21 protein-coding genes and 1 riboswitch are annotated in these 23,465 nt (G+C 52.6%); of the genes, 15 read left to right on the top strand and 6 right to left on the bottom strand.

What is annotated here, in order from left to right:
• Window positions 1–257 precede the first annotated feature (257 nt).
• Entirely contained in the window at window positions 258–3,128 is a 2,871-nt protein-coding gene (locus NLX71_RS12355; RefSeq protein ID WP_254363942.1) for an endo-beta-N-acetylglucosaminidase, read from the top strand.
• 223 nt (window positions 3,129–3,351) lie between these two features.
• Here NLX71_RS12355 and NLX71_RS12350 read toward each other — a convergent pair whose 3' ends face one another.
• The gene (locus NLX71_RS12350) at window positions 3,352–4,869 is read right to left on the bottom strand and encodes a M36 family metallopeptidase (RefSeq protein ID WP_254363941.1); all 1,518 of its coding nucleotides are present in this window, start codon (window positions 4,867–4,869) and stop codon (window positions 3,352–3,354) included.
• Window positions 4,870–5,204: 335 nt separating this feature from the next.
• Between NLX71_RS12350 and NLX71_RS12345 the strand changes: the two genes are divergently transcribed.
• Together NLX71_RS12345 and NLX71_RS12340 are read left to right on the top strand one after the other, a co-directional pair.
• A complete protein-coding gene (locus tag NLX71_RS12345) occupies window positions 5,205–6,014 on the top strand; it encodes an alpha/beta fold hydrolase (protein WP_254363940.1) in 810 nt (269 codons plus the stop codon).
• Between the two features lie 22 nt (window positions 6,015–6,036).
• Window positions 6,037–6,267, top strand: a complete 231-nt coding sequence (locus tag NLX71_RS12340) for a hypothetical protein (RefSeq protein WP_254363939.1) — start codon at window positions 6,037–6,039, stop codon at window positions 6,265–6,267.
• A 112-nt stretch (window positions 6,268–6,379) separates the two neighbouring features.
• On the opposite strand, the gene NLX71_RS12335 is transcribed toward NLX71_RS12340, so the two are convergent.
• The 3 genes from NLX71_RS12335 to NLX71_RS12325 all read right to left on the bottom strand — a co-directional run bounded on the left by NLX71_RS12335 (window position 6,380) and on the right by NLX71_RS12325 (window position 7,801).
• A complete protein-coding gene (locus tag NLX71_RS12335; RefSeq protein WP_254363938.1) occupies window positions 6,380–6,667 on the bottom strand; it encodes a hypothetical protein in 288 nt (95 codons plus the stop codon).
• Window positions 6,668–6,814: 147 nt separating this feature from the next.
• On the bottom strand, window positions 6,815–7,102 hold the full coding sequence (locus NLX71_RS12330; protein ID WP_254363937.1) for a hypothetical protein: 288 nt from the start codon (window positions 7,100–7,102) through the stop codon (window positions 6,815–6,817).
• A gap of 288 nt (window positions 7,103–7,390) precedes the next feature.
• The gene (locus NLX71_RS12325) at window positions 7,391–7,801 is read right to left on the bottom strand and encodes a VOC family protein (RefSeq protein WP_254363936.1); all 411 of its coding nucleotides are present in this window, start codon (window positions 7,799–7,801) and stop codon (window positions 7,391–7,393) included.
• Between the two features lie 251 nt (window positions 7,802–8,052).
• On the opposite strand from NLX71_RS12325, the gene NLX71_RS12320 reads away from it, so the two are divergent.
• Window positions 8,053–8,838 carry a DUF817 domain-containing protein gene (locus NLX71_RS12320; protein ID WP_254363935.1) on the top strand — a complete coding sequence of 262 codons (786 nt, stop codon included), beginning with the start codon at window positions 8,053–8,055 and terminating at the stop codon, window positions 8,836–8,838.
• Between the two features lie 29 nt (window positions 8,839–8,867).
• On the opposite strand, the gene NLX71_RS12315 is transcribed toward NLX71_RS12320, so the two are convergent.
• On the bottom strand, window positions 8,868–10,583 hold the full coding sequence (locus NLX71_RS12315) for an alkaline phosphatase (protein ID WP_254363934.1): 1,716 nt from the start codon (window positions 10,581–10,583) through the stop codon (window positions 8,868–8,870).
• A 252-nt stretch (window positions 10,584–10,835) separates the two neighbouring features.
• Between NLX71_RS12315 and NLX71_RS12310 the strand changes: the two genes are divergently transcribed.
• Window positions 10,836–11,951, top strand: a complete 1,116-nt coding sequence (locus NLX71_RS12310; protein ID WP_254363933.1) for an FtsW/RodA/SpoVE family cell cycle protein — start codon at window positions 10,836–10,838, stop codon at window positions 11,949–11,951.
• A 122-nt stretch (window positions 11,952–12,073) separates the two neighbouring features.
• On the opposite strand, the gene NLX71_RS12305 is transcribed toward NLX71_RS12310, so the two are convergent.
• Window positions 12,074–12,577: a fascin domain-containing protein gene (locus NLX71_RS12305; RefSeq protein ID WP_254363932.1), complete on the bottom strand. Its 504-nt coding sequence runs from the start codon at window positions 12,575–12,577 to the stop codon at window positions 12,074–12,076.
• A 708-nt stretch (window positions 12,578–13,285) separates the two neighbouring features.
• On the opposite strand from NLX71_RS12305, the gene NLX71_RS12300 reads away from it, so the two are divergent.
• The 10 genes from NLX71_RS12300 (at window position 13,286) to NLX71_RS12255 (ending at window position 23,272) form a co-directional block, all read left to right on the top strand.
• Window positions 13,286–13,792, top strand: coding sequence for a DUF2243 domain-containing protein (locus NLX71_RS12300; RefSeq protein ID WP_254363931.1), 507 nt, complete (start codon window positions 13,286–13,288; stop codon window positions 13,790–13,792).
• Window positions 13,782–14,570, top strand: a complete 789-nt coding sequence (locus tag NLX71_RS12295) for a cytochrome c oxidase assembly protein (protein ID WP_254363930.1) — start codon at window positions 13,782–13,784, stop codon at window positions 14,568–14,570. Before NLX71_RS12300 ends, NLX71_RS12295 begins: the two co-directional genes overlap by 11 nt.
• A gap of 315 nt (window positions 14,571–14,885) precedes the next feature.
• Window positions 14,886–15,088: riboswitch (cobalamin riboswitch) on the top strand.
• Between the two features lie 161 nt (window positions 15,089–15,249).
• Window positions 15,250–16,332, top strand: coding sequence for a FecCD family ABC transporter permease (locus NLX71_RS12290; RefSeq protein WP_254363929.1), 1,083 nt, complete (start codon window positions 15,250–15,252; stop codon window positions 16,330–16,332).
• 19 nt (window positions 16,333–16,351) lie between these two features.
• On the top strand, window positions 16,352–17,161 hold the full coding sequence (locus tag NLX71_RS12285; RefSeq protein WP_254363928.1) for an ABC transporter ATP-binding protein: 810 nt from the start codon (window positions 16,352–16,354) through the stop codon (window positions 17,159–17,161).
• Window positions 17,158–18,165 carry an ABC transporter substrate-binding protein gene (locus NLX71_RS12280; protein ID WP_254363927.1) on the top strand — a complete coding sequence of 336 codons (1,008 nt, stop codon included), beginning with the start codon at window positions 17,158–17,160 and terminating at the stop codon, window positions 18,163–18,165. Before NLX71_RS12285 ends, NLX71_RS12280 begins: the two co-directional genes overlap by 4 nt.
• Before the next feature lie 21 nt (window positions 18,166–18,186).
• Window positions 18,187–19,278, top strand: a complete 1,092-nt coding sequence (locus NLX71_RS12275) for a methyltransferase domain-containing protein (RefSeq protein WP_254363926.1) — start codon at window positions 18,187–18,189, stop codon at window positions 19,276–19,278.
• A gap of 171 nt (window positions 19,279–19,449) precedes the next feature.
• Entirely contained in the window at window positions 19,450–20,325 is an 876-nt protein-coding gene (locus NLX71_RS12270) for a sensor histidine kinase (RefSeq protein ID WP_254363925.1), read from the top strand.
• Between the two features lie 131 nt (window positions 20,326–20,456).
• On the top strand, window positions 20,457–20,795 hold the full coding sequence (locus NLX71_RS12265; RefSeq protein ID WP_254363924.1) for a DUF6262 family protein: 339 nt from the start codon (window positions 20,457–20,459) through the stop codon (window positions 20,793–20,795).
• Between the two features lie 138 nt (window positions 20,796–20,933).
• On the top strand, window positions 20,934–22,253 hold the full coding sequence (locus NLX71_RS12260) for a c-type cytochrome (protein WP_254363923.1): 1,320 nt from the start codon (window positions 20,934–20,936) through the stop codon (window positions 22,251–22,253).
• Window positions 22,250–23,272, top strand: coding sequence for a cytochrome c class I (locus tag NLX71_RS12255; protein ID WP_254363922.1), 1,023 nt, complete (start codon window positions 22,250–22,252; stop codon window positions 23,270–23,272). Before NLX71_RS12260 ends, NLX71_RS12255 begins: the two co-directional genes overlap by 4 nt.
• The last annotated feature ends 193 nt before the right edge of the window (window positions 23,273–23,465 follow it).

The following is a 23,465-nucleotide window of genomic DNA, read 5'->3' as shown; positions in this document are numbered from 1 at the left end:
TAGTGACGAATGAAGCGGGAGGCAGACCATAAGGGGCGGTCTGGTACCACATTAAGACGTTCAGCGGTACCGAATGGGTGAAACTGTAGGCGCTTACAAGCATTTAATATGTCCATGAAATCTTTTGTTTGTCCACTTTACGGCCGCTGTGAACGGGTGTTAGGGTGGAATAGACGAGTCGTTTCTTTTCCTTGGATTGGCAGCTGCAGTAATTGCTAGGATGGTACCAGGCCGGAACAAATGAAGAGAGGTGTATTATGTCAGACCGCAAACTGCGAAAAAAGTCTTATTCTCGGACCGTTACGAAAGCGGTATCATTAGGGCTGACGGCCGTTATGGCGTCCACTCTGATGCTAGGGCCGAAAGCGGCTTCGGCGATGGAAACGCCGAAAGGACCGGATCAGCCTTATTTGTATGGCTATAACGCCAAGCAGATGAAGGAATGGACCCCGGAGAGCGACCCGTATGCGAAGTATTTTCGCTCCCGCGTTCCGCTAGCGAAGCGGATCGGAGCCTTCCAGCCGACGCAGGCGCACCCGGAATTAACGAGCACGGCCCAAGTCATGAATCTTTCCGCCGACTACGATAAGGAGGAATGGTTCGAGGGGTACCGCTATAACGACAGCTTCAGTCGCAACGTGCTGAAATATTGGCAGTATCAGGACATTTATGCCTCCTGGCACGGCTTGCCGGTGTACGGCTCTCCGACCGAAGAGGGCAAGCGGGATTACGGCGTCGTGAATCTGCCCAATCCGGCCTATACGGATGCGGCCCACCGCAATGGGGTTATCAGTCTGTGCGGCTGGTTCTGGCCTCGCAACATCAATTTCGCGGAGCTCGTAGAGAAGACGCCGGACGGCAAATTCCCGGTGGCCGATAAAATGATCGAAATGGCGAAGTATTTCGGCTTCGACGGATACTTCATCAACCAAGAAGCGACGATCAGCAAGGAGCATGCGGTTCTGCTGATGGAAATGCTGAAATATATGCGCAGCCAAGGCCTGTATATGAGCTGGTACGACAGCTTGACTGTAGACGGCAAGGTATCCTATGTAAACGGATTCAATAAGGAAAACTCGCCGTGGCTGTTGGACGAGCGTGACGAAAAGCGCGCCAGCGACAGCATTTTCATGAACTATGCGTATACGCCGCAAGGCTTGGAGAGCAGCGCCGAACATGCGCGCAAGCTTGGTCTTGATCCGTATGCCTCGCTCTTCGCGGGTATCGAAAACGACAAATTCCGCTTCGACCGCGGCTTGGAGCTGGATGCGATTTTCAAAAACGACGCCTCCCGTACGCCACGAACAAGCGTAGCTCTTTTCGGCACGGACATGGTCTGGAACAAAGGCCCGAATCCGTTCGACATCCGCATGCAGCCGGAAATCGAGAAGCGCGAGCAGGCCTATTGGTCCGGGCCGAAGGGCAATCCTGCGGAAAGCGGCCGGGCGGTCGGCACCGAATATGAGAGCTGGCCGGGCATTGCGCATTACATACCGGAGCGTTCCGTCATCGGCTCCTATCCGTTCGTGACCCGGTTCAACAACGGGCATGGGCTCGACTTCTTCGTGAACGGGCGAAAGTCCAGCGATACGGAGTGGAACAACATGGCGGCGCAGGACATCCTGCCGACATGGCAGTGGTGGACGCAGTCCGCAGGCAAGCCGCTTACGGTCGGCTACGACTACGAAACCGCATGGAACGGCGGCTCTTCCTTGAAGGTGGAAGGCACGCTGAATTCGAGCCATGCTGCGGACATTCATCTGTACAAGACCGAGCTGCCGGTGACCAAAGACGTGGAGCTGTCGCTGACGTACAAATCGGAGGTCCAACTGTCAGACAAAAAGGGCAACGGCCGGGCGCAAGGGCATCTGAAGAAGGCGGCCGACATTCAGGCGCTGCTTACGTTCAAGGACGATCCGCAGCATCCGGCCGCCGTCGATTTGAAAGCCGGGCCGAGCGACGATTGGACCACAGCTACGGCCAAGCTGAAGCCGTTCGAGGGACGCACAATCGCTGCGATCAGTCTCCGCGTAGGTTCGCAATCGGCGGATGACGTGGCCTTTAAGGCCAACATCGGCGAGTTGAAGCTGACGGACGGCAAGAAACCGCAGGCGCCTGCCGCTCCGACGGGCTTCCGGGTCGAAAAGGCGATGTTCGACGACAATCAAGCTGCGATGTTCGTGAAGTGGGACTTCAACGAGAAGCAGCAGGATGTTTGGTATTATGACCTCATGCGTGTGGTAAACGGCAAGCGCGAATGGGTCGGACGGATTTACGACGAAGTGTATTACCTCAAGTCGCTTCCTCGTCTCGGCGAGAATGAAGTGAAGCTGGAGTTGTATGCCGTCGGCAAAGACGGTACGGCGAGCGAGCCGCAAGCGCTGACTTGGAAATGGGGGACCGGGGACAAGGTTCAATTCAACAAAGGTCCGGTTGCCGCAGCTTCCATTCATGCGATGCACTTGCAGGACAACAAGCTGATGATGGAAACCGGATGGACGAACTATGTCAATATTCGCGTCATGCCTTCCACGGCAGCAAATGTAAACGTCACCTGGACATCGAATAACGAGGCTGTCGCCAAAGTGGATGCGCGGGGCAAAGTGACTGCAATGGGCCCGGGCGATGCGGTACTGACGGCACAGACGGGTCCGGTCAACGGCCAGCCCGGCATGAAGAGGGAAATCCGCGTCAAGGTCGTGGCGCCGGAAATTCCTCAGAACGGCGTCGTCCTGCAGGCGGAAAAATATGATCAATCCAACGGCCTGTTCGTGCCGGGCACTTACGTGAACGTCCGTGACTTAAACTTTGCCGATTGGCTGTCGTTTAAAGATGTCGATTTCGGGGCAAAAGCAGCGTCGAAGCTGACGGTCCGGGCGGCCGTTCTGGCGAAGGACACCCGGGTGGAAGTGCGCTTGGGCGGCCCGCAGGGCGAGCTCATCGCAGATGTGGCGCTCCCGGTGGACGCGAAGCAGTTGGCGCCGTTCTACAAGAACTATACCGTCGATCTGAAAAAGCCCGTTACCGGCAAACAGACTGTTAATGTGACTTTTAAGAATCCAAACTATACGAAGTGGAGCGTCCGCGATAACGGTATCGCAGATGTAGACTGGTTCCAGTTCCAATAATCCAAGGCAAAGCGCGTTTCGTTCAAGCGTGCGGTACGATAAGGCCTCTCGTCCCATGTGACGAGGGGCCTTTTGGCGGGCGGAATCATTGTCAAACCATAATACCGAAAAAAGCCTGCAATCTGCCGCATAGGGCCGACAGCAGGCTCTAGTTTTTTTCGGGTAGGAGAGCGGAAGGAAGAGAAGTTAAAGCAGCTTGCCTCCGGCCTGCCGCAATGAAGCGTTAGCTGGTGGGAATGCCGCGGGCTTTCCAGATCCGGTCGATTTCTGCTGAGTGCTTGCCGCCGTAAAGTTGGATATCGGCTTGTTTGATCGCTTTGGCGCCGTCCTTGAAGGTGGCTGTCGGAGTGAGAGAGAAGTGGGATTGGATGATGATTTTGGTGGCTATGTCGCGCCCGAAGGCTTGTGCCATATCGTACAGTCCTTGGGACCAAATTTCGCCGTCCGCATGCACTTCATTTTGGAGGTCGCGCGGATACACTTTGTTTTTGTCCAAACGCCGCAGGCAAGGCGGGTTTCCTCTGGAATACGATGTGCCGTCCCATTCGGCCACGCACGCTTTGCCGAAGCCGGGGGAGGAGGCAGCATCTTCATACGTAGCGCCGAGAAAATCGCCGAAGCCTTCGCCCATCGAGCCGCCTTCATGGGAATCGCCGAAGCTCGGCACCTGATTGTCTTGAATCGCATGTCCGTATTCGTGGGCAATGACGCCGGCGTCTTCCGCATCGTCTACCCCGCCGGTACCGAAGGTTAATTCTTTTGTCGACGAGTTATAGTACGAGTTGTCGTCCAGAGATGCGTTGACGTTTACTTTGATGGCACGGTTGTTCACATTTTTGAAGCCAAGCTGCTGCAAATACCGCTGCACTATATCGATATGGTAATAGGCCATGACATCCTCGAAGCTGTCGTTGGAACGGGTATAATTGAACTGGTTGGAGGCCGAATACGTCTTGGCGGCGGAGTTAATGTTGACGTATTGTCCGCGCAGATAACCGGAGCCGTCCAAGCCAAGGAGGGTAACGGATTTCAGCTGCTTGGTCAATTCGGGGGAATCTTGGTCGTTGTTATCTTTCAGGTTGCCGACGGAGCCTTGGGATTCGACAGGGTTGGGGAGGAAAACTTTGCCGGTACCGTTCACGTTCTGGTTCAAATTCCGTTTGCGCAGCAGTTCTCCACTGCCTGCATGAATATAGGTTTCCCATGCGCCGTACGGGGATTTGGAATGGACGACGACACGGTAGGTAGGCGTAGCGACGCCGTTCTGTATCGTATAGCCGTACTCCTCGGAGGATGGCGCCCATTCTCCTTGTGCCTGGTCTTCGACGAACTGGAGCGCTTTGGCCTTCAGATCGCCGTCCGGCAGCAGCTGTGAAACCTGTTGAACCGAGGTGTAAGGCTCGTAACCGGAGATGACCAGTGTGTTGTGGTAAGAACGGTCCAAGGTGACCGTCACCTGCCGGTTAAAGACCGGAGCGTTGTTCACCATTTGCTGATAACGGACATAATGGCCTGCGTCGGTTTGGATCGTGGTCACATACTTCAAGTCGGACAAATCGGCCTTGAGCTGATACTGCTTGGCATGCTCCTTAAGATACCGCTCTGCGGCAGCTTTGGCATCGGCAGGCAGCTTCTGCTCCGCACTGACCGGGGTTTCCGTTTCCGCCATAGCCGTAGGGACCGCCAGGGTAAGTACGATGGCAGCTGCGATTGTACTCCAAAGCTTTTGACGCTTGAACATAAAAACACCTCCATCAGGATGGGAATGCGTTACGAATTTCATTGTATTGCTTTATTTGAGATATATGACAGTCATAAGACAGCATGGTTTGACCAATTGCGGGGTAGGTGTCAACAGGCATGTCCCGGAATAGGAATACGGTGGTATGATTTTCAACGAATTTGCCGCTCATACCGCTCTTTCATATTTTGAATTCTCCGCATCATTCCTGAGTTAACTGTAGAATCAAATATTTTTATATGAATTCTTGACATAATGTTGTCAACAATAATGTGTTACTCTGAGCATGAAGCAGATTGCTCAACATCGATTATAGAAGAGGAAGGGATTCAGGGATGATAAGAAAATATTTTACTTCACAATATCTTACTTTGTCTTATTTGGACAATGAACAAGAAGGCAAGCCTGTTCTCATTTGTTTGCACGGGCTTTTTGGCAGTGCGAGGTATTTTGCGGGGCTGATGGAACAATTAACGGATTGGCACGTGTACAGCATTGATCAGAGAGGGCATGGCTGGAGCGGACATGCGTCGGCAGGGCAATATGACCGCGAGGAATTTGTGGAAGATATTGCTGCATTTATTCAACAAGTGTTAAACAATGAGCCGGTCATCATATTGGGACATTCTCTTGGCGGATTTAATGCTTATCAGTTCGCATCCAAATACGGTCATTTGGTGAAAGGGTTGATTATTGAAGAAGCCAGTGCAATTGAAAAAGAGGATGCGTCCTTTGCACCGCACATTATCGATCATGCCTTAACCTTAAAAGAACTGGGTGACAGCTTGATACAATTGGGGATTCAGAGCGCTGGATATTTTCTGGAAAGCGCAGTGGAGACGGAAGCGGGCTGGCGCTTTCGGTTTGACAAAAATCATTTAGATGAAGTCCAGATGAAGCTAAACGGCAACTGGTGGGACGATTTTCTGCATTCCTCATGTCCGGCGTTATTGGTTCATGGCAAGCTGTCATGGGTCATCTCGCAAGAACATATCGAAGAAATGGCTGCCAAAAGAAAAAATACGAAGTATGTTGTATTTGATCAGAGCAGCCACGCGGTTCTGATGGATGAGCCGCAAAAGTATATCGACACGGTGAAATCGTTTTTAGATGAACTCATATCCGCGACAGAAGCCGGAAATTGATCACTGAATGCGAGGAATGTTTATGCTATTAACTCAACATATCAAGGTGCATTGGAATAAAAAGTTCCGTGGCGCACCCTATACTACAGTTCGCAATGAAATGCCAAAAGCATATGATTTGCCCAAAGGCTTCTTTGATTATAACCCTGTGGGATATCCTGCCCACTATGTATATTTGTATCAAACCGATACCGGATTAACAGAATATATTAACCGTAAAGATACAATGACAAAGTATGAAAATGTCAACTAAATTTTATAATCAAATTGCATTTTTACGTTGACAGCTCGCTCGTACATATCAAATTATCAAATCAAAAACCGGAAAAAACTTAAGAATTGGACCGAACCTGCCGATATAGCAGTTAGGTTAGGCGGGTCCGCCTTGCGTTCTCAGGGCTGGGCCAAGGGATGGTTTTGGCTAGCCGCATATTCGGCAATTTTTTCTTCCGATGCCGCTCCGACCATTTCTGCAGCGCGGTGCTCGCGACCATACTGGCTGCAATGGCGAGCAGTTCCGAAGCGGTTATTTTTCGGACGATCGTGTAGATCCCGATGCCGGAGATAAAGTCAATCACAACATCCTTTTTGAGATCCGATGCGTATATGGCAAGGAACAGATAGGGGTTAGGCTTTGTTTTTGAGGGTTGCAATTGTTTGTCCTCCTGCTCGTCGGATATAGCCGGCCTACGATATAACGTATGGAAGTCGGATTTTGTCCTATGCGGAGAATTGACAAAATAAAAAGCCCGTGCTAAATCTTCTTGAGATTTAGCACAGGCGTGCTTGATCGAATAAACTTATCGATTATTAACCACTGCACCAGTTAAGGCGCCCGCGAATAGAATCATGAATACGATGGATAAGGCAACTCCGATGACCATCCAAATCAGTGTGGCTTTCGCATAATTCGATTTGCTCGGATTTTCTCCGCCGCCAAAGGCCCATACAAACAGCATAATAAGATTTACCAGCGGGATGATCATTATCAGCATCGTAATGAGCCAATCTTTCACCGTCAAGATCGGCGCGGATTGAGGCTGATTATTGTAGTTCGCGTTCGCCCCGGGATTTACATTTGTGTTCACTTGGAAGTTCCCCCTAAAATATTTTCATGAGCAACAGACATTCAAGGTGTGTGTCCAAAAAACGAATATTTTACCTAACATATTGCTCATGTAGAAAATAATATGCGAGATTACGTATAATTTCAAGATATTTTTTGTAAAATGTTGTTTAGCGTTACTTTGTGTCGATGTTCAAGCGTTAGTTTTGGAGAAAAAAAGCCAAGAATTATTGCCCTCCGGTGGCAATTCTTGGCGCTTTCGACCTTGATTCATAAACATTTGTTAACGTTCGAGAGCCGTCCGGCTGCATTATTTTTTCTCAAGATTCAGCTGCCAGGAGACGCCGAACTTATCTTGAACCCAACCGAACTTTTCGCTGAATGGGTAAGCTCCTAGCGGCATTAAAACGAATCCCCCGTCAGACAGCCTCCCGAATAGCCTCTCAATCTCTGCCTCTGTTTCGCATGTTACATATAATGACATGGAAGGGGTGAACGTAAAATTGTGCTTCACGCTGCTATCGATACACATAAACACTTGTCCGTTCAGCGAAAATAAAGCTTGCACCACGGTTCCTTCGGCACCGGCTTCGTTCGGTCCGTAATGCTGCATGCGGACGATTTCCGATCGGTCAAATAAACTGATGTAGAAGTTCATGGCCTCTTCGGCTTTGCCTTCGAACATGAAGAACGTGGTGATTTTTTGCTTCGTGCTTCCCATCCTAATCCAACTCCTTTATCGGAAGTATTGACATAAATTGCGAAGCACAACCGTCTAAGCATCGAAGAACCTCCCTTAAATTGGGGGGGTTCCTTCGTTGTGATGTCCGAAAACTATGCATACCCTGTTTGAAAATATGAAGTTTTTTATTTCTACATTTCTCTTTTTGTTCTTGTTTTTCAAATTACAATAAATGCAGAGGCGGCAATCGATGCAATGCTGCCAATCGATACAAACGGAGGGGGATTGGAATGAGTTGGAAATGGGGCAAACAACTGCTGCTTTTTGGCTACGAGGAAGCGATGTCCTGTGTATTTCCCGCTTGCATTTTTCTTTCGTTGGCCTTGTTGAAAGTTGCGCCGCTTCCCGGAATGCCGACTTACGACTGGATGCTTGTCATCTGTATCGCCGTGCAAATTATCATGGTGCGGGCAGGGCTGGAAACGATCGACGAGTTGAAGGTGATCTGCGTGTTTCATCTCATCGGTCTGGCGCTGGAATTGTATAAAGTACATATGGGCTCTTGGGATTATCCGCAGCCGGGCTGGACCAAAATCGGCGGCGTTCCGCTGTACAGCGGCTTCATGTACGCAAGTGTGGCCAGCTATATATGTCAAGCCTGGCGCAGGCTTCACATTCGACTGGACCGGTGGCCTTCTTCCGTCTGGACAGTAACGCTAGGGGCGGCGATCTACTTGAATTTTATGACCCACCACTTCATCCCCGATTTGCGCTGGCTGCTTGCGGCTCTGTTTTTTGTGGTGTTTTTCCGCACGACGCTGTATTTCAAGGTGGGAGATAGCGTGTACCGGATGCCGCTCACGCTTAGTTTTGCGCTTGTCGGCTTCTTTATCTGGATCGCCGAAAATATCGGAACTTGGCTGGGGGCATGGCGTTATCCCCATCAACAAAACGGCTGGAGCATGGTGTCGTGGGGCAAATTCAGCTCCTGGTTTCTGCTGGTGATCGTCAGCTTTATCATTGTCGCCCAATTGAAGCATGTAAAGGAGCTTCGCCCCAAAAAAGAACACTGTTGATACGAGCAAGCGGCATAAAGGGTAGAGGGTCAGCCAGCTTGCAGCACCAGTCGCTCGGAAAGCGGGTCCCATGTCATGCTTTGCCTGCTGAGATCGTTGAAGGCGTTCAGGGATAAATACAGCGTGCCCTTCTCGACATGGACGGCATAGGCTGCCGCTTGGCCGTTCAGCGTCGCGCTGCCGTCTTTCAGGTTCACAAGAATCGTTGTGCCGCCTTTGGCAATCCGCACGGTGCCGGAAGCCTCGTCCCAGTCTGCCGATGCGCCCAGCTTCGCGGCGAGCGCCTTGGCCGGATAGACGACCGATCGGCCGGGCATGGTCTTGAACTTGGGGTACCAGTACTTAGCCTGCAGCCCGGCGGTTACGGCATCGAGATCGACGCCGATCGTATTGGCGCCCGCTTTGGCGATATCTGTATTGTCGATTTTTCCCTTCACCAGCTCGGCAATTGGCCCAAAGGCCCAGACGCCCACGTCCACCCCGGAATGCGCGTGGCCGGACCATCCGACCAGCAGCCGCTTGGAGATGACGGCGTTATAAGCGCCTTCCCGCTCGTAGTCCGAACCGTCGCCTTTCAGAATGAAACGGGCCTCCTCGTCGCTCAGATCCGTAATCGTCGTGTTCGTTTGAACGAGCTTCCGGATTTCCTCCGGCGTTCGGGCTTGCTCAAGTGCTGCATTTAGTACCTGGGAAGATGACTTTTGCCGGTTCCAGAGGTCGATATTTAACTCGTACCTATTATCGCGGCCCAGAGACAGACCGCCTGTCTCATGGTCTGCGGTTACAACGACGGAGGTGCTGCCGTCTTTCTTGGCGAAATCCATCGCCGTTTTCACGGCCGCGTCGAAGTCCAGCATTTCCTTAACCATGGTCGGAAAATCGTTGGCATGCGCAGCGTGGTCGATCCGGCCGCCTTCGATCATGAGCACGAAGCCTTCGGGCTTTGCCGAAAGCAGCTCGATGGCTTTTCCTGTTAGCGCGGCCAGACTCGGGGAAGAGCTATCGCGGTCAATGGCATAGTCGAGGTGCGACCGGCTGAACAGGCCAAGCACTTTATCGTGCTTTACGGTCAGCGCTTGAAGACCAGCAAGGTCTTTCACGACGGAGTAGCCTTTGGCCTCGAAATCGGGAAGAATCGTTTTGTCCGGACGTTTCCCGCCGGCATCCTTTCCGGTAAAATAATCTGCGCCTCCGCCGAGCAAAACATCGACGCCGCTTTCCAGCATTTGCGAAGCGATGGCTGTTTCGTTCCCGCGGCTGCGTACGTGAGAGGCGAATACCGCCGGAGTCGCGTGCGTGATTCTTGCCGTCGTGACGAGTCCGGTCGCTTTTCCTTTCGCTTCCGCCGCTTCAATCACGGAGGCGTACGGCTTGGCCACCTCATGATTGGAGACACTGACTGCGGAATTGTACGTTTTGTGTCCGGTAGCCAAAGCGGTTCCTGCCGCCGACGAATCGGTGATCAGGCCGGATTCAACGCTGCCGTCCACTTCGCCGCGCTCCGAAAACGTACTGGCCTGGCCGACGTAGTAACCGTCCAGATGCAAGCTCTCCGCTCCCAGAATGGTTTTGGAGTAAAGCCGCGCGGCCGTGACTTGAGCAGGGCCCATCCCGTCCCCGATCAGCACGATCAGGTTTTTGGACAGCGGCTTCGCTGCCTCATTCCCAGCGTGTAGCGAGGCCGGGATCAGGTTGCATAATAAAAAGGATGCAATAAAAAGACCTGTGGCTTTCTTCTTCATCATCGATTCCTCCAATTTGTATATAAATATCCTAACATATAGTATTATAGGTAAATAAATAAAATTTGTAAACGAGGAAGCGGTGCACCATCTGGATAAGTAATTTTTGTCCTTGTCTTCCTGAAGGAAAAAGGCTATTCTGAAATTTCGGGAGCGCGCCTTGTTACTTTTTCCCATGGTGATCGTCTATCTATTATTGGGCTTACTGGCGGAATGATTGCGCAAACCCCAAGAATTGAAGGTCGAGGTACCCGTATGATACTTCTGGATAAGCTGAAAAAAATAGACCGCGGCATCGTTGTGCTTATGTTGTGCTTGGTGGCCGCCGGTACGGTGGCGGTATACCGGGCCACCGCAGGGACCAAATTGGATGGACTGCACTTCAACGGCATGATGTATTTCGGTGTCTTTTGCATTCCGATGCTGCTGGTCACGGTGTTCAATTACCGATTGCTGACGGGCAAGCTGGCGTATTACTTGTACGCCTTCGGCATCGGAATGCTGGCCTACGTCCATTGGAAGGGGGAGGTCGTGAACGGCGCGGCCCGATGGTTAAGCATCGGTTCCGTGGAAATTCAACCCTCCGAACCGGTTAAACTGTTCACGATTCTGCTTGCTGCGCATTTGCTGCACAAGCGGCAGGGAGAGAAGCTGCGTTTCGTGCAAGACCTCCTTCCCGTCGGCGCCGTGTTTGCGATTCCCATCGTTTTTATTCTGAAACAGCCCGATTTGGGGACGGCTCTTGTATTTGTCGGCATCTTTTTCGGGATGCTGTGGATGGGCAACATCCGACTGTCGTATATGCTGACCGCCGTCGGCGCTGCCGGGGTTGCGATCGGAACGGTGCTGTGGCTGTATTATGCCGACAATGAATTGCTGGCCAAAATAATCAAGCCCCACCAGATGTCGAGAATTCAGACGTTCCTGGAGCCGGCAAGCGATCCCCAGAAATCGTGGCATTATGAACGAGCGCTGATGGCGATCGGTTCGGGCCAACTGAATGGAAATGCTCTTGACCAGCCGCAGGGGTCTGTCCCTTACGCATACTCCGATTCGATCTTTGCTGTTGTTGGCGAAAAGTACGGGTTTTTGGGCGCGGCGATTTTGTTGATGCTCTACTTATTGTTGGTATACCGGATGGTCGGCATTATTTTGGAGACGAAGGAATTAGCAGGCTCTTACCTCATTACGGGAATGACGGCCATGCTTGTCTTTCAGATTTATGTGAATATCGGGATGCATATCGGATTGGTTCCTTTGACCGGGATCTCTCTGCCTTTCATCAGCTATGGAGGAAGCTCGCTGCTCACGAATATGGTTGCGCTCGGCCTCGTCTTAAACGTCAAAATTCATCAGGGCTCATTCGAATGAGAAGTTACTTCGAGAAGGCTCTAAATGTTCAGCCGAAAAAGGCGCCAATGCGGTCGCGTTCACGACTATTTGGCGCCTTTCTTTATTTCATCGTCACCCCTACGCTCAAGGACTGCGGCGGCTTATTTCCAGTTTTTCACTTTGAAGGTTTCGAATTTGGACGGCGAAGCAACGTTTACGACGATTTTTCCGCCGCCGCCGTTGACGGCGCTGACGTATTTGCCGTTGCTTAAAGCCTTGGCTTGAATCGCTTTTTCTTGAGGCGTGTTGACCACGTAGGTAATGGCTACTTTTTCAGTCGTGCCGACCGAAGCGGCGCTCGCGACTACGGTGCCGTCGGCCTTGAAGGAAGCAAATTTGCCGTTGCTACGGGATTTTAAGGCGAAATACTGCGCGTCCACCGGAATCAGATCAAATTTGGCCGCTTGATCCGCCGAGCCGGCGTCTGCCGTTACGCTGCCGTCTCCATTGACTTTAATCCACGATCCATTGGCCGACTGAAAGCTGACGACAGGCGCCGCAGCGGCTTGATCGGCGGACGGGGCCGCGCTTGCAGCGAGCGAGAAGGAAAACGCCATAACGATAGCGAACAGGAAAAGCGGAGCTTTTTTCATTAACATTTTCATATGATTACTCTCCTTTTGATACTTTTTTATTTGTTCTATTGACTTCTTCGCGCTTAGTGCCGTGCTCTTGGAGTTAAGGGTAAAAACCCGTCGTCCTCAGACGGTCCTTGCGCGGAACAATCCGTGCCACCTCATACACCTCCTTTTGATGAAAATTGTTACAATATATGTTATTAAAACCAATGGTTAGAACTATGAAGTGAAAAATATTGCCTGGGGAAACCGATTATTCCTGCTTCAAAACCATCCTCCGACTTTATCGGAAGGTGTAGATATAATCGATGATGTTGGAGGTGGCTGTCATGGAAAGTAGAAACAGTCTTCATGGACAGCAGTCACAACCAGAATGAGTTGGTCATGATTTGCACATTAAATAATCATAACTTGGAAAAGGTAAAAGAAATAATAGGTAGCTGGATTATAGAGAATTGAAAAGATACAAACTAACAAAGGGCTCGAATTAAACGTCGATCCTGAACGGTTTGAAGCGTCTTATGTAAGGCATCTCAAAAAACGAGATGTCTATTTTGCATTCCTTCATGTCTCCATGAATGGTAAAGAAAATAATGAGCACATTAAAGTTACCATCCCAAAAAAGGGGGCTTTTACCGTGAAATTTATTTCAAGCTTTTGCTTAACGGGGTATATCATCGTTACCTGGCAAGGGATCGAGGAAAGGGAAAGGCTACAGGCTAATTGTGCGGATCTATGGCTAAGCAAACGATAAACCCGGCATATAAAACACGAAATCCGTATTTGGACCGCAATGTGGGGGCAGGCTGTCTGTTCGGACTTGGCTTGGTAGCCTTTATTGATGAAGCCGTATTTCATCAATTGCTGCATTGGCACCATTTCTACGATAAATCTACAACCGGCATCGGCTTGGTCTCGGATGGTTTGTTTCACGCTTTTAGCTGGTTTGCAACGATCGGCGGGCTCTTTATGTTTGCCGATATTCTTCGGCGAAACGCCCTGCAACTGCAAAGGTGGTGGGGAGGCAGCTTACTCGGCAGCGGCACATTCCAGCTATATGACGGAACGATCCAGCACAAGCTTATGCGCATCCACCAAATCCGCTATGTCGAAAATGTCATCGTCTACGACCTGATATGGAACTTTATCGCAGTAGCCATGATCTTGGCCGGAGGCATGTTTCTCATTCGTTCGAAAAAGGCTCTCAGCGAGCCTGGAAGGATGTCTCGAAATGAATCATGAGTCTTTTCATCACGAAGCGAGGAATTTTGTCGAGCTTGGACTGGCTATGTTGGTCATAGTGGCTTTAGTTCTTTATGTTTATGCCGCTGTCGTATCGGGACGTCGTTCCAAGCCATGGCCGTTTTACCGATATGTGTGCTGGTTTATCGGTGTTGGCAGCGTGGCTGCCGCGTTGATCGGACCTTTGGCTCATCAATCTCTTATGGATTTTACGGCACATATGGCCGGGCATCTGCTTCTTGGCATGCTGGCGCCGCTCCTGCTGGCGTTCGCGGCACCAATGACTCTTCTTCTAAAAGCTCTTCCTGTAACAAGGTCACGAAAGCTTTCGCATGTGCTGAAAAGTTGGCCGTTGACGATATTAACCAACCCGTTGACGACCGCTTTTCTTAATATTGGAGGCTTATGGATTCTTTATGCGACTGATCTTTTCAGGCTTATGCATCAAAGTTTGATTATACATCTCCTGATGCATGTCCATGTTTTTTTGGCGGGGTATTTATCTACGGCGTCCATGATTTATGTTGACCCGGCGCCCCATCGGAAAAGCTTCCTTTACCGCGCGGCTGTTCTTGTATTAGCCTTAGCGGGACACGGCATGTTGTCCAAGTACATTTATGGTCATCCGCCCGCCGGTGTTTCCGGAATACAAGCGGAGCAAGGAGGAAAGCTGATGTACTACGGAGGCGATGCCATCGACGTGGTTCTCATCTTTATTTTTTGCCTGCAATGGTTTAAAGCAGCCCGTCCCCGCATGAGGGTGGCCGCAAAAGCTTAACATCCGAATACGAAAAGGAGCTATTATTGCGAAAAAAACACCGAAACAGCACACAGCATTACGATATATGACGACAGCGGCATTGAAGAACGTCTCGAAATTCTTTGCAGTCCCTGTTATGAGGATTGGCTGCTTTCGCAAAAGTGATAATGGCTGAAAATATGGCATCTCATCGAAGCCACAGTGCGCAAAAAAGCCGTACTGTGGTTATTTTGTTTGAACATTTTATAACGCGTATCATATGGCGTCACGGTTGTATTTGAATGAATAATAGTTGACATCGGCTTCCAGACTGCTATAGACTTACTGTGGACAACCGAATAGGTGGAAACAGGTGCCTCAGCGACCAGCTGAAGCTTAAAAGGGAAGTACGGTGCAAATCCGTCGCGGTCCCGCCACTGTAATGGGAGCCGGAAGGTCCGGCTATTTTTCGGCATAGCGTCACTGGAGCATATTTCCGGGAAGACGCCGAAGGAGAAACCCTGAGTCAGGAGACCTGCCTGTTTTGACAACACTGCTACAACCTGCGGAGAATGGGGAGGTGTTAGGATGCTGGGGCAATTCGAGACCTTGATGGATCAATCGGGTCGTCATCTCTTATGGAGGAGCATTTCTAACCGCTGATCGTGGTTGGAGATGCTCCTTTTTGTATGTACTTGAGAAAAAAAGGGGGAGTCCGATGAGCAGCAAAATACAAGAGAAGTCTGCGCGGACGGAACGAACCATAGCCGAAGGGCGTTTCCCGTTGGTGCTGCTGGGGCTGTTCGGAATTTTGCTCGGTTCGGTAACGCTCGCGGTCATGCTGGGACCGGTACGCATCGAACCGGTAACCGTCTGGAAGATTGCCTTCTCGCATATCCCCGGACTGGACGGGTGGCTGGAGCCGGATTGGTCCAAGGCGCAGGGCAACATCGTCTGGGATATCCGCTTCCCGCGCGTGCTGCTTGGCGCCGTCGTCGGAGGCGGACTGGCTGTGGTGGGCACCGCGATTCAGGCATTAACCCGCAACCCACTGTCGGACCCGTATATTCTGGGAGTGTCCTCGGGGGCTTCCGCTGCCGCCACGCTCGTCATTTTATTCGGAGCTTTTCAACTGTTCGGGCAGTATGCTTTATCGGTGTCGGCTTTTATCGGTGCGTTAATTGCCATTGCTTTAGTGTACATGCTGGCCCGCGTAGGAGGCACGCTGTCCAATACCCGCTTGCTGCTGGCCGGTATTGCGGTATCGATGATGCTGACGGCCCTGACCAACTTCGTCGTCACGATGGCTCCCAAGGAAGATGGCATCCGCACGGCGATGTTCTGGATGATGGGAAGCCTAACCGGGGCCAAATGGAGCTACTTGACGGTTCCGTCCTGTATTGTGATCGCCGGTACGCTGTATTTGCTGCTCCAATACCGCTCGCTGAACGCGCTGCTTATGGGGGAAGAGACGGCCGTGACCTTGGGGGTGAACATGGACCGCTTCCGCAAAGTTCTGGTTATTCTGACCTCCTTGCTGACGGGGGTAATCGTTGCCGTGAGCGGAGCCATCGGGTTTATCGGCTTGATGATCCCGCACTTGGTCCGGCTAATGGTCGGTTCCGATCACCGCCGCGTTTTACCGGTCAGCGTACTGCTGGGTGCATCGTTTATGATCTGGGCCGACGTGTTCGCGCGGCTCGTTATTGCGCCGGAGGAGCTTCCGGTCGGGATCGTGACGGCGCTGTGCGGCGGACCGTTCTTCATTTGGCTGCTGCGCCGCAGCTCATACTCGTTCTAGAGGGGAGGGGACCAAGAAGATGAAGGTGGAGGTTCAAGGGCTCTCCTACGGCGTGAAGGGAGTGCCTATCATTCAAGGCGTGGACCTGCGGATTCAGCCGGGCGAATTTGTCGGCATTATCGGTCCGAACGGAAGCGGCAAATCGACGCTGCTCAAAAATATATACCGCGTGCTGAAACCCCAAGCGGGGTGGATTTCCTTGGATGGACAGCAGTTGTCCGAGCTAACCCATAAGGAAACGGCGCAGCGGATGGCCGTCGTCAGTCAAGAGACGTCGTCGGCGTTTGATTTTACGGTACGGGATATCGTGCTCATGGGACGCCATCCGCACAAACGGATGTTCACCGCAGATACGCGGGAAGACGACGCCATAGTCAGCGAAGCGCTCGAGCGCGTGGGGATGGAGTCGTATGCGCGGCGTAGCTTCTCCAGCCTATCCGGGGGTGAGAAGCAGCGCGTGCTGATCGCCCGGGCGCTGGCGCAGCAGTCGCAATTGTTGATCATGGACGAGCCGACGAACCACTTGGACGTCCGGTACCAGCTGCAAATGCTGGACTTGGTCAAAACGCTCGGAATGACCGCATTATCCGCGCTGCACGATCTGAACATGGCCTGTTATTTCTGCGACCGGCTTATTGTGATGAATGCGGGCAAAGTGTACGCTTCGGGCACGCCCGAGGAAGTGATGTCAGCAGAGCTGCTGCGCCAGGTGTTCGGCGTGAGCGCGCAGCTGGCCGTGCATCCGGTGACCCGGAAGCTCAGCATTACATATTTTCCTGAATCGCTGCTATCTCATTTGACACCACCAAAAGGAGCCTTAATTTCATGAAACGCATCTTAGCTACTGCTTTCTCGCTGCTGTTCGTCTTCTCGCTGCTTCTCTTGGCCGCTTGCGGTCAAACGACGTCGAAAAGCCCGGCGGCAAGTGGGGACAACCCGCAGAACGGCGCGCCCAAGGCGGCGGCCTACAGCCCCGTGACGATAGAAAATATGGGCCGCACGCTCACCTTCAAGGAAGCGCCCAAGCGGGCCGTCAGCTTAAACCAGCATACGACGGAAATTATGCTGTCGCTCGGCCTGGAGAAGTCGATGGTCGGCACCGCATATATGGATGACGAGATTCTCCCGGAACTAAAGGAGAAGTACGCCGCCATTCCGGTGTTGGCCGACAAATATCCTTCGCAGGAGGTACTGCTGGGCGCAGAGCCGGATTTCGTTTACGGCCGCAAAACCGCTTTTGCCGAAAAAGCCGTCGGCACCGTCGAAGCGTTGAAGGAAAAAGGAATCGAGGCCTATGTGGCCAAAGGGACGTATGTGCCGTTCGGCACGCTGGAGGACGTGTACGAGGATATCTCGAATATCGGGCGAATCTTCAACGTGCAGGCCAAATCCGACGCGCTGATTGAGTCGATGAAAGCGAAAGTGAAGGAGATTCAAGCGAAGGTCGGTCAGCCTGAGAAGCCGCTGCGGGTATTTGCTTTTGACAGCGGGCAGGACACGGCCTACACGGCGGGCAAGTCGTTGTCGACGCAATTGATCCAGCTTGCGGGCGGCAAAAATATATTCGATGATGTCGAAAAGGGCTGGGCGAAGGTTAGCTGGGAGGAAGTCGTCAAGCGCGACCCGGAGGTTATTCTGATTTTCGACTACGACAAGCCGTCGGCTGCGGAGAAGATTAAGTTTTTGCAGAGCCTCCCGGCCTTGGCGAACGTAACGGCCATCAAGAACAACAAGTTCGTCATCATGCCGCTTTCCGATGTGTTCGAAGGGGTAAGAAACATGACCGCTTTGGAAAAAATGGCGAAGGGTTTTTATCCCGAGAAATTTAACTAAAATGCGTCTGGAGGAGCGGCGTTGACCACAACAGAATGTTCAATTTGCCATTATATTTATGACGAGTGGTTCGGCGATTGCCGCAACGGCGTGCCTGCGGGCGTGGCGATCGGGGCCTTGGCCGGAACGGTCTGTTCGCGGTGCGGCCTCCAGGGCGTGCGGCACGAGCCGCGGGCCAACGCGCCGTATGCGGGGCTGGAAGCGGAGCTGTACGACCAGTTCGCCGGGAAAGCCGGCATCGTCTTTGCCCGCGACTGGATCATGGGCACCGCCGCCGCTTTCTCCGAGCCGCCCAGCGTGCTGGAGCTTGGCGCCGGCACCGGCCGAATCGCGGTCGAGCTGGCGCAGCACGGTATTCGGGTATGCGGCGTGGACCGGAGTCCAGACATGCTGAAGCTCGCGGAAACGAAGCGTCAACGCGTGCTTAAGGACCGTGCGGACTCGTTGAAGCTGGTGGAGCAGGACTTGCTGGAGCTGGAGCTTGCGGAGACGTTCACGCATGTGCTATGCCCCGAGGGGATTATCCAGCATGTGACCCGGATGAGCGAGCACCGGACCGTGCTTGGGAACATCCGGAACCATCTGGTTCCCCAAGGGCTGCTTGCCGTGGAGCTGCTGCTGCCGCCTGCGCAAGCAAGCTGGAAGACGGTGCAGCGCAAGGTGCTGCCGAAGGACAAAATCGTCTACAAGCACGTGGAAGGGGAATCGTCGCTGCGGCGTCAAATCTATCGGTTGACCGCCACCTACGAAACGTTCGTGCAAGGCTTGGAGCAGCCCAGATACCGGGTGGAGCGGGAATTGGCCCTGATGACGCCGAAGGAGCTCGTGCTGCTGCTGGAGTCGGAGGGCTTCGAGGCGGTCGGTCTCGTGGAAAACGAAGGCGGCAGCAAGCCGTGGAGCACCGTGCTTCCGAGCGAGCTTGACCGGGTCGTGTCCGATCTGAAGCCGAACGAAACCTTGGAGACGCTGGAGTCCGAAGGACGTCTCGGCACGACGACGCTGCCCTATAGGCCGGAAGCGTGGCGCGCAGGAAGCTTTCCGGTCGGAACGGACGCCGGAATGAACGCGCACGCGGCGGCTGCGTCCTTCACGATTCTGGCGAAGAAGCGCTGATCGGGCTGTATCTATACCATAATCCTTGTCGAAGGCGGCAGGGATTATTTTTTTTGCAGACGTTTTTCGTTCGAAAAGATAGCTCCGGCGAGTCATAGGCACGCATGCTTAATTATGTTTAGATGAAGGGGCGTGGTTGCGCCGAGTTCATATCCGGGAGGATTTTCGTCATTGTATAAACATTTGAAAAGCTTGATTTTGATCATTCCTACGCTAACAATTGGGATATGGGAGTATGTCCGGCATGCGTTTTTGCTTCCTTACATTTCAATGGATTTGGGTAATTGGCTGGCGCCTTTGCTGGTTTATCTCGTCACGATGACGCTGCTTCGGAAGCTGTTCGCGCTGATGGAGCAATTGCAGGAGCAGCTGCAGCGGGAGCGGGCGGCGAAGGCGGCTTTGGAGGAGCGGGAGAAAGTAGCTTCGGAGCTTCATGACGGCATCGCCCAATCGTTATTTCTATTATCCGTCCGCGTGGACCGAATGGAGCAAAGCCATGCGGCTCCAATGGGAGAGCTGTATCAAAGCCTGCGGAAAACCGTGCACGAAGTGAACGACTATGTCCGTCAGGCGATCGACGGCTTGCGGTATCCGGTCGTGCCGCAAGCGCAGCCGTGGATGGAATCCATCCAGCATCTGATCGCGGATTATAGGAGAGATACCGGCATAGCCGTGCATTTGGAATGGGAGCTGTCCGAGGAGCGGATGACCGTGAAAGAAAAGGTGGAGCTGTACGCCACGCTTCGCGAGGCGTTGATCAACGTCTTCAAGCATGCGGCGGCGTCAAATGTCTGGATACAAGGCAAGGACGCCATCGAACCGGGTACCGGCTGGGGGTGCAAGATTACGGACGACGGCCAAGGCTTCGTATCCGATCCGTTGTCCAAGAAGAACGGCTACGGCTTGAAAATCATCCAAGACCGCGCAGCCAAGATGGGCTGGACGTTCGCTCTCGGCAGAGAGAACGGGCACACCGTACTGACCGTGAACAAGCCGGATGACGCAGTATTCGAGCCTAAGGGAGTAAGCCGGGCAGAAGGACGATGACGACGGTCATCCATCGTTTGTTCATAAAAAAGGCGGAAAATTGACTCAAAGGGGTCATTTTTCGCCTTTTATCATTCGTTATAATAAAGACGAGGTTTTGCGAAAAGAACAGAATGCAGGGAGGCAGCCTTATGCAGCGTAGAAATGTTGAAGGGATTAAAAAATTCAGCGAGCAAAAGACGGTTGAAGCGTACCGCAAGGCCGTATCGGCTATTGAACGGTTGAGGAAGGAAAAGCTGAAGATTAATTTCAATACCGTATCGATCGAGGCTGGCGTGTCCAAGCCGTTTCTGTATACCCATCCTGAGCTTCGCGACAAAATCGAGCGGCTGCGCAGGCCAGAGCCGACGGAAACGGACGGGACATGCAGGCTTACGCACCAGTTGGAGGAAGAGAACAACAATTTGCGAAAAGAAGTACGTAGATTGCAAGAAATTCTGAGAAAGTCGAAGATATCGATAATTGTTTAAAGTAAATAGCGTGTTTGTTCATTTTTTTATCAATATATTAGCCCTAGGGAGTCATTTTGAACGAAAACGATTTCTATACAATAATTCTTGTCGCTTGCGGCAAGGATTATTTTTTTTATGGAAAGGGAGTGTGGGAAGGTGGAATTTCCGACAATCGATTTCGGTTGGGTCGGCAACGGCAACCTGATTGGCATGATGGCGGTGCTGCACGTCATGATCAATCATGCCGTAGCCATCGGCGGGTCCATTCTTATGGTATCCATTGAGTATGTGGCTTTCAAGAGAGGTAACGAAAGGCTGGAGGCCTACGCCAGATGGCTGAGCAAGTGGGTTCTGATCATCACGACGACGGCGGGAGCGATGACGGGAGTAGGCATTTGGTTCACGACGACCGTTATACTGCCCAATGCGATCGGCTCGCTGCTGCGTATTTTTCATTGGGCCTGGTTTACGGAATGGCTGGTGTTCGTATCGGAAGTCGTCTTGCTGCTGACGTATTTTTACACATGGGACCGCTGGAAGGGAGAGAAGAAAAAGCTGCACTTGTGGACCGGCCTTGCCTTGTGCATCATGTCCTGGTTCACGCTGGTGATCATTACCGGCATTTTGGCCGCCCAGATCAATCCGGGCAACTGGGTTGAGACGTTGTCGTTCTGGAGCGCGTTTCTGAATACGACTTGGGTGCCTTCGACGCTGTTCCGCACCTTCGCCGCCATCACGCTGGGGGTTGCGGTATTGACGCCGCTGAACCGATGGTTTGTGAAAGACGCGCTTGACCGCCACATCGTCTTGAAGCTGTACGGCAGATGGCTCGTCGTTTCCGTGCCGCTGATGCTCGTGTCCGGGTGGTGGTACTTAAAGACGCTGCCCGATCAAGCGCAAACGCTGGTCGTCTGGGCGTCGGGTATGAGCGACTTCACGTTCGCTTTTATCAACGTGCTCGGACTGCTGCTTATGTTCGTGCTCGGCGTGATGCTGATGGACGGCCGAACGAAGTATCCGGTTGCGCTCACCGTATTCACGGCGGCCTTCTCGCTGCTGCTGATTACCGAATTCGAGATCATCCGGGAAAATATTCGCAAGCCGTATGTCATTTACAATTATATGTACGCCAACGGCGTGCTGAAAACGGATGTCGAGCGGTTTCAAAAGGAGGGCGCGCTGGCGCAAGCGAAGCTTTCTCCGGTCCGTGAGGTGACGGAGGAGAACAAGCTCCAGGCCGGGAAAGAGATGTTCCGCATGCAGTGCATCGCCTGTCACAGCATCGACGGCCCCCGGCGCAGCCGGGTCATGACGGAAAGGGCCAAGGGCTGGAGCGAGGAAGCGCTCGCGGCCTTCATCCCTCAGATGCACAATGTCCGCCCCGTTATGCCGCCGTTTGCGGGAACAGATGAGGAGGTTAAGGCGCTGGCCGCCTATATTCACAAGATGGTTTCGGAGAGGAACGGTGCAAAGTGAACGCCTATTTGACCGCCAAATCGCCGGTGCCCAACGATCTGGGACTGGCCATTCCGGGCGACCTGCCTTTTTTCGAAGTGTTAATGGTCGTCGGATTTATTCTACATATCATTTTCGTCAATATTCTGGTGGCCGGTTCCGTGTCTGCGGTGTACAACGAGCTGAAAGGAATTGTTCGCAAGGACGCGGTTTCGGACCGCCTCGCGCAGCATATGGCGACGCACGTATCGATTGTCAAAAGCATCGCCGTCGTGCTCGGCATTGCGCCGCTGCTGATCATCAGCACCATTTACACCCAGTTTTTTTATCCGTCGACGATTCTGATCGGCAAAATGTGGCTGATGCTCATCCCGCTGCTGACCGTCGCGTTTCTGGCGCTGTACGTCTATAAATTTACATGGGAGCGCTGGCAGAAGCGCAAGGCGCTGCACCTTAGCTTCGGCCTGTTAGGTACGCTGATCCTGCTGTTCGTACCGCTGCTGTTCATCACGAACGTGACCTCGATGCTTCATCCCGAGCTGTGGGACCCGGAGCGCGGCTTCTGGCGCTCGCTGTTCGCGTATCCGACCATCTGGCAGCGCTACCTTCACTTTATGGCGGCGAGCTTTACGATGCTCGGCCTGTTCCTGTACGGATGGGCGAGACGCACCGAGCGGAACGGCGCCGGACCGGTCACGGAGGCGGCCAAGCGCTACGGCAAAACGATGGCGGCGGGCTTCACGCTGCTTCAGCTGCTTGCAGGACCGCTGCTGCTGTTTAGCATGGACGGTCGCGTCCGCCTTGCGTTTATGGGCGGGTCTGCGTTCCATACCGCGCTGCTCGCGTCCACGGTGCTGCTCGCTATCGGCTTGTGCTGGCTGCTGATCCGCTTGGTCAGGCAGGACGGGCGCAGGCTGTTCGTCGCCACCGTTAGCTTGCTGCTGATCGTGCTGACGCTGATGAGCTGGGTCCGGCACGAGGTGAGGGAGATTTACTTGCAGCCGTATATGGAGGAATCGCCGCGCACCGTGCAAAAGTAAGTCCGGGAAAGGCTGCCGTGAGGCGGCCTTTTTTCCGTTGCGCTGCTCCTTTGCAGCTGGCTGCCAATAAGGTCGATACCCATATAGTTCAATTGAATATGAGTTAATTCTTAATTTGTAATTAATTGGATTGACATCTCTGCATTAAAATAAGTAATATATTTAATAATTTCATGTATAGAGTCATAATTCC

This window comes from Paenibacillus sp. MZ04-78.2 (genome assembly GCF_024213375.1).
Taxonomy (GTDB): Bacteria; Bacillota; Bacilli; order Paenibacillales; family NBRC-103111; genus Paenibacillus_G.
This window is presented reverse-complemented; position numbering and strand designations above follow the sequence as displayed.